Below are 2,371 nucleotides of genomic sequence, written 5' to 3'. Positions count from 1 at the left end.
ACCGCAGGGGAAAGGGGAGGCGCTCAAGCCGGGGCGGGAAGACATACAATAGGTTGACGCGATACTTGCCCTAAGTAATACTTCTCTTCCCTAAACAGCCTTTGAACTACTGGGGGAGCAGTCCTATGGCGCATGAACTTGAGAGGCTTGCCGCAGGTCAATCACACATTTTCGGTGGCCAAGAAATTGACATTATCAAGGTCGGGCCGATCCACTTCGACGTCGATGTTGAGGTCACCGCCACTTTCGCGGGAAAGAAAACTGGAGGCGGGCAATCAGCACGGCTCGAATTGTGGATCGACGGAGCCAAAATAGTGGAGCGAAGCGACGCGAATTTTGACACCTACAGCCTCGTCGCGTCCGCAAAAATAGTGATGGCATCTGGTTCGTCGATTGCGATCCGCTCTGCGCGATCGAACACGAGCGCAACGACCACCGGACAAAGCCTCACCGCCAAGTTCACTCGCAAGCCTTGAGTTTATCAACATTAGACTGTGCTAAAGCGAGCATATCCGACCACAAGAAGCTAGTGGTTCGCGCCTAGCCGCCAAGTCGCCAAGAGCGTTATCCTCCCCTGCAAGGGGAGGGGGACCACCGAAGGTGGTGGAGGGGCAGGCGAGGCTGCTGGCGAACACCCCCGTCATGCTGAACGCGCCCCAGCATCCATCCCGAGGCCCCGCAATGCCTCAAACGAAGACACGAAGAGGGCTGCGCTCCACTTCTAACTTTCGCTTTTGCGAGCGGCAGAATCTGTGCAATTCACGAGAGTAAGCAATTGATTCAAGAATTTTCTCGCACCAAATTTGCTCAGTTATCCTCCGACGCGAGTACATGCCCATGACGGAATTGACCGCGAATGAAGCGCGCAAGCCAAAGCTATTTATTTCATATAGTTGGACCGACTCTTCCCATGTTGAATGGGTGATTCAACTCGGTACTGACCTCCGGGCTAACGGTGTAGAGGCGATAATAGACCAGTGGTACCTTAAAGAAGGTCAGGATGCTCACTCGTTCATGGAGCAAATGGTAAGGGATGAGAATATCGATAAGGTCGCTTTGATATGCGACAAGAAGTATGTTGAGCGTGCAAATTCCAGAACTGGAGGGGTGGGGATTGAGTCCCAGATCATAACAAAGAAGATTTATGGAGATGTCGGGCAAACGAAATTCGTAGCCTTAACTAGATCTAGTGATGATTTGGGAAATGCTCTGTTGCCGAGTTTTGTAGCTAATCGGATTTATATCGATTTTCGCGACGATGATAGATATGCCGAGAATCTTGAGCTGCTGCTGCGGTGGATATTCGATAAACCTCTGCGGGTTGTCCCGGAAGTCGGTAGTCGACCGGCGTTCCTAGATGATCAGCTCATTTCTACCCCAAGCAGTTTGAGTCCGATTGCAAGCAAGAAAAATCAAGCAAAGACTGCGGACGCTCAATTCTCTTCATTATGGCGGGAAGCTGCCTCCTCCCACTCCGATTTCACATTGGATCTTGCGAACAATGATGCCGCCGATCAAATTGTCTTAGATACAATCATGGCTATGCCGCCAATTTTAAGTCAATTAATTATCAGTGTCCGAGATGAGTTGGAGGCAGGCCGATTTAGTGTTCAACATGTTGAGAATGTGAGGAATTTTTTTGAGGCCAGTTTGTCGAATTTTAGAAAGGGATCAACGACTTGGGGTGCTGACGCCACCAAATTTTTCTCAGAGTTTTTATTTGTTTCTATTGTTGCAGTATTTCTCAGATTTGGCAGGTTTGATTTAACCGAGCAGTTACTTAAAGGTTCTTTCGTGTTGATGCAGCATGGGGGTGTCACCGCTAGGAGTGTAAGATTCACAGAATTAAGTAGTCATCTTGATTCTCTTTATCACAGAAACGCCAGGTTAAAATTGAATCGGGTTTCCGTCCAAGCTGACGTGATTAAAGATGTCACAAATCTAGTGCCGTTAGAATTCTGGGAGTATCTTCAGGCCGATTTTGTGCTATTCCTTTACTGTCTTCGCCGTTTGAATGGATCAGTGTGGTGGCCGGATTCTAATATTTACGCCGTTGATCACAGCGGTGCTTATCCAGTTTTTGTTCGAGCGCAAGGTGCGCATTTGCCTGACACAGTGATGGGTATTCTCGACCTCGCGGAGCCATCGAAACTTGAGAGTTTTGCTAATGATCTTAGGTCTGAAAAATATGGCCAATTCCGGTGGCGGAGCGCATTCTCTTCACTGCCCATCGGAGCGTTAGCCAACATCGTGCAGATTCAAGAGAATCTGCGCGTAGACGGTGGTTGAACTCCTTTCCCCCTTTCCTACCCCCCCACTCCCGGCATATCCTCCCACCCAAGCGTCGGCCCTGTGCGTCTCTCTCCCGCAT

Annotated in this window: 2 protein-coding genes; both read left to right on the top strand. The window is 49.5% G+C overall.

The window, feature by feature from the left end:
- Nucleotides 1–125: 125 nt before the first annotated feature.
- Entirely contained in the window at nucleotides 126–476 is a 351-nt protein-coding gene (locus tag AX708_RS15670) for a hypothetical protein (protein ID WP_066525396.1), read from the top strand.
- Nucleotides 477–837: 361 nt separating this feature from the next.
- Nucleotides 838–2,289, top strand: coding sequence for a toll/interleukin-1 receptor domain-containing protein (locus AX708_RS20090; RefSeq protein WP_197426040.1), 1,452 nt, complete (start codon nucleotides 838–840; stop codon nucleotides 2,287–2,289).
- The last annotated feature ends 82 nt before the right edge of the window (nucleotides 2,290–2,371 follow it).

Origin of the sequence: Erythrobacter sp. CCH5-A1, from assembly GCF_001557115.1 — a bacterium.
Taxonomy (GTDB): Bacteria; Pseudomonadota; Alphaproteobacteria; order Sphingomonadales; family Sphingomonadaceae; genus Erythrobacter.
This window is presented reverse-complemented; position numbering and strand designations above follow the sequence as displayed.

What these genes read in the sequence shown, in the direction of transcription:
- AX708_RS15670 (WP_066525396.1), top strand. Translation starts at nt 126, where the DNA reads ATGGCGCATGAACTTGAGAGGCTTGCCGCAGGTCAATCACACATTTTC.
- AX708_RS20090 (WP_197426040.1), top strand. Translation starts at nt 838, where the DNA reads ATGACGGAATTGACCGCGAATGAAGCGCGCAAGCCAAAGCTATTTATT.